We start from the raw sequence: 7,301 nt of genomic DNA on the forward strand, positions 1-7,301 counted from the left end.
CAACCGAAACACTGTCGCGCCTCAGCCGAAGTCCGAATGTCGTGTGTCAGGCGAAGTAACACACCAGGATCGGTAGGCCCCGTGGGACTCGAACCCACAACCAAGAGATTAAAAGTCTCCTGCTCTGCCAATTGAGCTAGGGGCCCGGGGGATCAGGGGATTAGTCGGGAGAACCCTCGGGAGAACATCCGTGTAGTTCTCGCCACCCTGAGCCACGAGAACCATAGCCCTCAGAGCGGAAGCCGGTCGCCGCGGACCCGCTCCCCCAGTTCAGGCGACCGTCAGGTCGGGAAGGGCGTGGCTGCGGATCTGGTCCAGGACGGCGACGATGTCGTCCACCTGCTCCTCGGTGAAGATCATGTTCGGCCCCTGCGGGGCGGCGTCGGTGAAGGGGGACTCGTAGAGCCGGGCCACCTCCATGAAGCCGTTAGCGGTGAGGTTTCCTGGCGCACCGTCCCGGTGCCCGTGCACCCCGCCTGCCCCCTCCACCCCAGGGCTGACCCACCATCCGCCGCCGAACAGCACCCCAGGGCCAAGGCGCCGTGAACGCGAACACGCACCGGCCCTCACCACGCCGGCGTGCACCCGCTGCACCCCGGCCGACGGCCCGGACGATGCCCAACAGCCTCACGAAAGGGAGGCGGACGGCCACAGCTCACCAAGGGCACCGATCCCACGAACTCAACAGCGGAAACAACAAGACGACCGGCACCGCACCCGCGGGTCCGGTCGGCGGGGACGCAATCCGAGCCCGAAGGAGGTGAACAGACCAGGCTCGCGCGTCCCCGCCCCGGACCCCTCACAACAGCCACAGCCACCGCCACCGCCCATCTGCCCGCAGGAGGGATCTCCATGACCACCCCGACCCAACCCAACTTCGACCGAGCGTTCCGGCTCGCGGCCGGGGACCTCCGCCCGACCGGCGACCGCGACTTCGACGACCCGACGACGCGCGAGCCCGGACGCATCGACAAGCGCGTCCTGCTGCAGGACACCTGCTGGTACGACATCCGCGCCCAGCGTCATCAACTCGACGCCATGAGCCCCGACTACCGCGCCAACGTCCTGGCCCACCTCGAACAGCAGAGCCCCACCTGGCTCCACGAGGCCACGGTCTGGATCTACCTCGACTGCCTGCGCGGCGACATCTCGACGGCCGAGGCCGCCGAGCGACTGGAACTACTCGACCTGCTCACCCCCGGCTGGACCGGACACACACCCCTGGGCCGCCGACTCCACCAGCTCAACGGCACCACCCCGGACGAACTCGAGAGGCCGCCGACACCGCTCGGACCCGACCAGACCGACCGCCGGGAGATCCTGCGCGACACCGACCACGACAGCTGGCAGATCACCACCGAGAGCACCACGACCTACCTGATCGACCTCGACCGCCGCCGCGTCGCCCGCCGCCCCGGTGTCGGCACCGGCAACGGCCACGGATCGGGCCCGGCCGCTCCCTTCCACGTGAAAATGCTCCCGTTTGACCGGGAGTGGACAGACCTCACCGGACTGGTGCAGTGCCGCCTCGGCAGATCACTGTTCATCCTCGACGAACGACCCACAGGATCCGGCTACCGCCTCTCTACGCCGGTCACCCAGATCGAACCGGGAGCCCGCCCCACGAGTCCGCCGCGCGGTAGCTGCGGGGGTACCTGATGTCGTCGCCCCGCAAGGCGCTGATCCTTGACGTCGACGGCGTCGTCTCACCGGTCCACGGAAACACCGCCTGGGGCGACGAAGTCATCGCCGGCCACGTATTCGGGCCTGTGGCCGTGTCACCAGCAATGTGCGAAAGGCTTGACCTGCTTGGTCACGCCGCGGACCTTGGCTGTTGGTGGTTGCCCAGCTGGAGCGCGGAGATGCGTGCGCGAATGGACCCGTTCCCGGGCAGGGGTTGGCCCGCGATCGCCGAAGAGCCAAATGCGTCGACCATCGGCCGAACCTGGTGGAAGGTCACCGCGGTCGAGGCCTGGCTTGACCGACACCCCGCGACACGCGCACTTGCCTGGTGTGATGACCAACTGCGGGGCGGTCGGCCCTCAGCCGTTCGGCGTCGGCTCGGCGACCGCGGCCTCGAGCCTCTGCTACTCAGCCCCCGAACCTCGCTGGGCCTGACGCCTGCGCATCTGGACCTGTTGGAGGCATGGGCGTACGACCGACGACCGCCACGACACACCTGATCCAAGTGTTCGACCACCATCCGAGCCACTCATCCGTGCGCAGCACCGCCCCTGCAGGACTGAACCGAGAACAGTCGAAAAACACAACGTTCAGGCGCCGCTGGCGAATCCCTCTACGGGCACCCGGTAGGTGCGAGGGGACTCCTCGGAGGTCCCCAGAGTGTAGTCGATCTCTACACTCACGAACTCGACGTATCCCGCCTGAACCTTCCCGGTCGATGCCAGCAGCTTTTCGCCCGGGTGCAACGATCGGGGCAGCTCATGCTCCCTGTTCGTGGGCTGCAATGTGAGCGGTTGGGCGAGTGGGCGACGGGTCGGTAAGCCGTGAAGTGGCGTCGGATACGCCACCCGCGTAAGTCTCACGGCATGGATGTGAACCGTGGCCACGGGGCATTCGATCTCCAGAGTGAGGGCTCTAGTCAGCACCGGAACCATGCGCACCTGGAACTGCACCGGGATCATGGCGCGCAGCACATCGGCAGCCGAGGCGAGCGCCTTCGCGGTTGCCACCGCCGCGGCCGCACCTTCCCTGGATGCCTCCGCTGCGGCTTGCATAGCTGTTGCGGTCGCTTCAGCGGAGAGGGCGCTGGCCCTCGCTGACTCGGTCGCGTCAGCGCTTGCCTCCGCGGCGTCCTTGCCTTGCCTCGCCATCCGCCAGGTGATGACGACGTAAGCAGCCGTGGCGAGCAGCAACAGAAACCCGTTGTGCGTATCCATCCAGTCGAAGGTGTTGCCGACCCAGCTCATGCCGGGAACCTACCGGCCGCGCAGGTGATCGCCCTGGCTCGCCGGTCGATCTAGCAGCCGCATCAGTTCGCGCCGTGCTGCCATGCGTCCGGCTCGGCATGGGCCCTGGCCATCTCGATCCGGTGCCCGTGCGGTAGGTGCGTGGTGACGGTCAGGAAGTGGCATGGTTGCCGACATGCCGCTGCACCGACTGGTCATAGTCGACTTGAGGCCCGCACCTCGGACATTGCGGCGTTAGCGCATAACGACGTCAACATGATCGGACGTCATGTCCACGGTTCAGGGCCCGACGACATCTCGGCGCAGCCCGAACTGCCGCCCTCGGGTACGAGGGTCGCATGGGGACGCCGTGTCGAAAGGTCGCCGGCCCGTGTAATGAAGGTGACCACTCAGCCGAAGCGCTGACGGGCCTTGGCGCGGACATGAGGATCCCGCTCGGCGCCACCAGTTCTGCGGATCAGGCCTTGTCTGAAGCCGCGAACCTGCTCGCGATGTCCTGTCAGGCTCAGCAGGACGTTTCTCGCCCCGTCCCTAGATCTGACTCGAGCACGAGTCAGACACCGAACGTGACGCTCTGGCTGCGGTCCACCGTGTCCACTGCCGCCGCTCGCGGATTCTTCAGTCACATTGATGATGCACGGGTCAAACGCTGACCCATACGCTCCCCCCGCGGGTGAAAGGATCCGGAGCATGCAAGGGGCGGCTCAAGCGCGGCGGACCCGACAACGACTCGCTGGACCCGACAACGACTCGCTGCATCCGGTCGGAGGTCAGCCGTGTACCAATCGCTCAAGCGAACCACGCTCTTGCTGTGCCTGGCCACCATGGCCGCGGCTTTGGTTCCTCTTCAGCCGGCAGCGGCGGCCACGGTCGACTTCACCGTCAAGGGGGTCATCTCGTGTAGCGGCGGCGACACGATCGCTGGCATGTACATGAACTCCACCGGCGGTGGCAGCGGATGGATCACGTCCCGCACGAGACAGCCCAACCGCAGCGGGATCGAGTACTACTCGTACACCGTCCGGGGAACCTCCCTTCCGACGACGCTTCGGATCGACGTCGGCTGCGGTACGACGACCAAGCCGAACGAGTGGGCAACGAGCAACCGAGGTCCAGATCTGGTGGTGAAGACGGACTCGAATCGGTACGTCAACATGTGGTGCTACGGGGATGATTCCCTCTGCAAGTTTGCCAAGAGGGGCACCGGAGGCTCGACGACGACGAACCCCTTCACAGGCTGCTGGTGCACGGCCCTCGCCTCAGCGCGGTGGAAGGAGGCCGTCGGCAGCTATGTCGGATGGGAAGGCAACGCGGTCGAATGGGCGGAAAGGGCGAAGTCGAGCGGCTGGACGGTGTCGGATCCCGCTACTTACCCAGTTGCCCGGCCACGATCACTGATGTCCCGCCCATCCCCGATCGACCCCGCTGGCCACGTCGGATACGTGGAAGACGTCCGTTACGTGAACGGCAAGACACAAATCTTGCTGTATGAGCGCAATGCGAACGACTCCTGCAAGAAGGGCAATGAGCCGAACTCAGACACGAAGACATGGCGAGATGTCACCTCAAACATGCGCTTCATCGTCGCGCCTCCAGCAGGCGCTTGAACAAGAGACAACTGAGGCCAGTCACGCAAGCCGGCACGGGCAATTTGCGAGCACGTTGGTTCCTTGACGCCGACCGCATCCTCAACACGGCCCGCATGAGAGGGAACTGTCTGCGCATGGTCCGGCGACGGTGGCGGAGACCACAAGGCCCAACGTTTCTTGCACGTGGTCGCGTGCCAAGCCACGATCCGCTGGGCGCAGACGTCGAGGATGAACGCGACGTAGACCCAGCCGGCCCAAGTCCGGCAGTAGGTGAAGTCCGGTGACCCAGACCCGCTTGGGAGCAAGAGCAATGACCTCGGGGTCGAGCAGGTCGCCGGTGCGCTTTCCCTCCTTGGCCGGGATCGTGGCGCGCAGCCTTCTTGTCGCGCCGCGCGCCGGACAGGCCGAGCAGACGCGTGGTGCGGTCCACGCTGCCTGCGGGCGCGCCCTCAGCCGCTGGCGGCGGCGGACCAGGGCGGTCAACTTCTGCCGCCCGTAGAGCCTTCGGGGGTCATCTTCTTGACGCCGGTGTGCTAGTCGACGCTCCAAGGCAGATCCGGGACGGCGTCGGGCACCGTCGCGTCGGTGATGGTCCGGGCCGCAACCGGCGGGTGGCCTGGGTCAATACATGCGTTACTCGGGAGCGACCTCGTAGGTCGCCCAGCGGGTCCAGTAGGCACGGGCACCGTCGGGGCCGTAGTCCATGTGGTGCCCGGCCCACACGGAGTAGGTCGCACGCAGCTTGTGCCCGCCGCGTTTCATGCAGGCACGCGGAACGGTGATCGTCAGACTCTTGGTGGTGGCTCGGGTCTTGATCCTCGGGCAGCGGATCTTCGTCGGCTTGCCGACGTCGGATCCCAGGTTCGCCAGATAAAGGGTCGTCCGCATCGTTCCGGCCCGGTCTTTGCCACGCGTCAGCAGGTACCCCTTGTCGCGCTTGTCGACGTCGAGCTGGATTGAGGCGGACGCAGCGGCTGGACGAGCCCGGCCGTGGAAGTCGAAGGTCACCGTCGCTGACTTCGGACCGTTGCGAAGCGTGAAGAAGTCGATGTCGACTCCACGGCTGCCGCGTTCGTCGCGCCGGTCCGAGACCAGGATCTCTTCCGAGCCGAGCTTGACCCACACCGGCGCGATCTCCTCCGTGCCGAGCTCTTCGCCGTCATCGCGCCACCCGTAGACATGAACGAAGTGCTTGGCCTCCCGGGCGAGCGTGTCCTGATGAGAGTCTCGGCCTCCCCACTGCCAGGAGTAGGTGCCGGGTTCGAGATGTCCGAAGTCGTGACCGGCGATCGTGCCGCCGTGGTCCTCGATGTAGCCGCGGTAGTCGCCGGGAGCGGCGATGCTGAAGGTGATCATCGCCTTGTCTCCCCGGTCCTCCGCTGCGGGCCAGATCGTCCGCGGGGTAACGGTCAGGTTCGTGATCGCGGGCTGCACCTCGCCGAGCGACGCGGCGTCCGCTGCCGGACTGCCCGCGAGAAGCGCGGCGCCGAGCACCGCCGCGAGGACGGGCGCTGCGCCTCTTAGAACGCCGCGACTGGCGCGGCCTGCGGAACTCGATCGTGCACTGCCGCTCTGGTTGATCACCGTCCCGAGGCTAGGTCATCGCGACGCATTGCGGATCCGAACACATGAGCGCAGGTGGCCGTTCGCCGCCCAGCGGCCCGTTCACGTCGATCCTCGGCGGCAGCCTTCCAGTTGACCGCGTTCTGACTTGTTCCGTCCGAGTCGGGATGTAGGAGCACGGCATACGCCCGTCGCGTCGCTTAGCGGTCCACGAGACGTCGGCTCGGCCGCAGCACGTACTCGGCCTGACCCCTACCCCAAGTGGGGCAAGCAGATGTCTCGGCGGGCGCATCGGCAGCGTTCCGTGGCGCACTAGGGGAAGGAGGCAATGGGGAGCCACTATGGAAGACCTGCTGCGAGACCTGGTGATCAAGTTCGGCGGCGCTTGGCCGTACATCGGAAGCATCCTCATCGCGGGTGCGGTCCTGGGCTGGGGGACGAAGAAGCTGGTTGACATGGGGCTCGAGCCGCCGTGGACCCTTCTCGTCTGGTTCACGGCGGCGGGCGCAGTGGTTTGCGCGATTCTCGCCTTGGCCGGCGTCCCCACAGCTCAGGCGTCTTGCCGCCAGCTTTGGGCACAGGACCGGATCGAGCACCTCTCCTCAAACTGCGAAATGCTGGTGCATTGCGACAGCTATAACGCCGTCACCTGCAACTAGCCAGGCAGATCGGTGGCAGCGCCAGCTTCGTGTCCGTGGGAGACCTTGGTCGAGGTATCAAGATCGGTCGAGGCCCCAGAAATACGCCCGGCATCGCGTTGTCCCCCGGGACCGCCAGCGTTCGGCGTCGGCTAGCAGCTCAGGGGGCCACATCCGGTGAATGGAGCGAACGCCGCCTTGCTAGGGGCGACGGATTCTGACCCGGACGACGGGGCTCGTCGGCCCGTCGCCAATGTCGTTGGTCGCGGTGACCCTGAACTTATAGCGACCGGGCGTCAGCCGCTTGAAGACAACCTTGTGGACGGCTGTCCCGACGGTCTTCTGCTGTCCCCTGTTGCTGATGATGGTGTAGCGGACAACCCGGCTCCCGTTGTCATTCGGGGACTTCCAGCGCAGCGTCACGCTTCTGCCCTTCACGATCACCGCGGGCTTCGAAACTCGTGAGGGCGGAGCCGCAGGCACGACCGACCTGCTGGACGCGCTGGTGAGTCCCTCGCCGATGGCGTTGGTCGCGGTCACGGTGAAGGTGTACTCGGTGCCGTTGACCAGCCCGCTCACCG

At 66.3% G+C, this 7,301-nt stretch carries 8 protein-coding genes and 1 tRNA gene; 4 read left to right on the forward strand and 5 right to left on the reverse strand.

What is annotated here, in order from left to right; all coding sequences use genetic code 11:
• Nucleotides 1-73: 73 nt before the first annotated feature.
• A tRNA-Lys gene (locus ACFO9I_RS23040) sits at nt 74-146 on the reverse strand.
• A 124-nt stretch (nt 147-270) separates the two neighbouring features.
• Nucleotides 271-471: a hypothetical protein gene (locus ACFO9I_RS23045; protein WP_379185240.1), complete on the reverse strand. Its 201-nt coding sequence runs from the start codon at nt 469-471 to the stop codon at nt 271-273.
• Nucleotides 472-852: 381 nt separating this feature from the next.
• On the opposite strand from ACFO9I_RS23045, the gene ACFO9I_RS23050 reads away from it, so the two are divergent.
• Both ACFO9I_RS23050 and ACFO9I_RS23055 read left to right on the forward strand, forming a co-directional pair.
• Nucleotides 853-1,659, forward strand: a complete 807-nt coding sequence (locus ACFO9I_RS23050; RefSeq protein ID WP_379185242.1) for a hypothetical protein — start codon at nt 853-855, stop codon at nt 1,657-1,659.
• Nucleotides 1,659-2,183, forward strand: coding sequence for an HAD domain-containing protein (locus ACFO9I_RS23055; RefSeq protein ID WP_379185244.1), 525 nt, complete (start codon nt 1,659-1,661; stop codon nt 2,181-2,183). The genes ACFO9I_RS23050 and ACFO9I_RS23055 overlap by 1 nt, the downstream gene beginning before the upstream one ends.
• A 90-nt stretch (nt 2,184-2,273) precedes the next feature.
• Here ACFO9I_RS23055 and ACFO9I_RS23060 read toward each other — a convergent pair whose 3' ends face one another.
• Nucleotides 2,274-2,930: a hypothetical protein gene (locus tag ACFO9I_RS23060; RefSeq protein WP_379185246.1), complete on the reverse strand. Its 657-nt coding sequence runs from the start codon at nt 2,928-2,930 to the stop codon at nt 2,274-2,276.
• Nucleotides 2,931-3,706: 776 nt separating this feature from the next.
• On the opposite strand from ACFO9I_RS23060, the gene ACFO9I_RS23065 reads away from it, so the two are divergent.
• Complete coding sequence (locus tag ACFO9I_RS23065) at nt 3,707-4,537, forward strand: CHAP domain-containing protein (RefSeq protein WP_379185248.1); 831 nt, start codon at nt 3,707-3,709, stop codon at nt 4,535-4,537.
• Between the two features lie 615 nt (nt 4,538-5,152).
• On the opposite strand, the gene ACFO9I_RS23070 is transcribed toward ACFO9I_RS23065, so the two are convergent.
• A complete protein-coding gene (locus ACFO9I_RS23070; protein WP_379185249.1) occupies nt 5,153-6,103 on the reverse strand; it encodes a hypothetical protein in 951 nt (316 codons plus the stop codon).
• Between the two features lie 320 nt (nt 6,104-6,423).
• On the opposite strand from ACFO9I_RS23070, the gene ACFO9I_RS23075 reads away from it, so the two are divergent.
• Nucleotides 6,424-6,741 carry a hypothetical protein gene (locus tag ACFO9I_RS23075; protein WP_379185250.1) on the forward strand — a complete coding sequence of 106 codons (318 nt, stop codon included), beginning with the start codon at nt 6,424-6,426 and terminating at the stop codon, nt 6,739-6,741.
• A gap of 180 nt (nt 6,742-6,921) precedes the next feature.
• On the opposite strand, the gene ACFO9I_RS23080 is transcribed toward ACFO9I_RS23075, so the two are convergent.
• Nucleotides 6,922-7,301 (reverse strand): fibronectin type III domain-containing protein (locus ACFO9I_RS23080; protein WP_379185252.1); only part of this gene is annotated, 380 nt, incomplete at its 5' end.

The organism is Nocardioides sp. GCM10023255 (assembly GCF_042653125.1).
Taxonomy (GTDB): domain Bacteria; phylum Actinomycetota; class Actinomycetes; order Propionibacteriales; family Nocardioidaceae; genus Nocardioides.

Bases quoted from the DNA above. Each gene is read 5' to 3' on its own strand.
- ACFO9I_RS23050 (WP_379185242.1), top strand. From the start codon at position 853: ATGACCACCCCGACCCAACCCAACTTCGACCGAGCGTTCCGGCTCGCG.
- ACFO9I_RS23055 (WP_379185244.1), top strand. From the start codon at position 1,659: ATGTCGTCGCCCCGCAAGGCGCTGATCCTTGACGTCGACGGCGTCGTC.
- ACFO9I_RS23060 (WP_379185246.1), bottom strand. From the start codon at position 2,930: ATGAGCTGGGTCGGCAACACCTTCGACTGGATGGATACGCACAACGGG.
- ACFO9I_RS23075 (WP_379185250.1), top strand. From the start codon at position 6,424: ATGGAAGACCTGCTGCGAGACCTGGTGATCAAGTTCGGCGGCGCTTGG.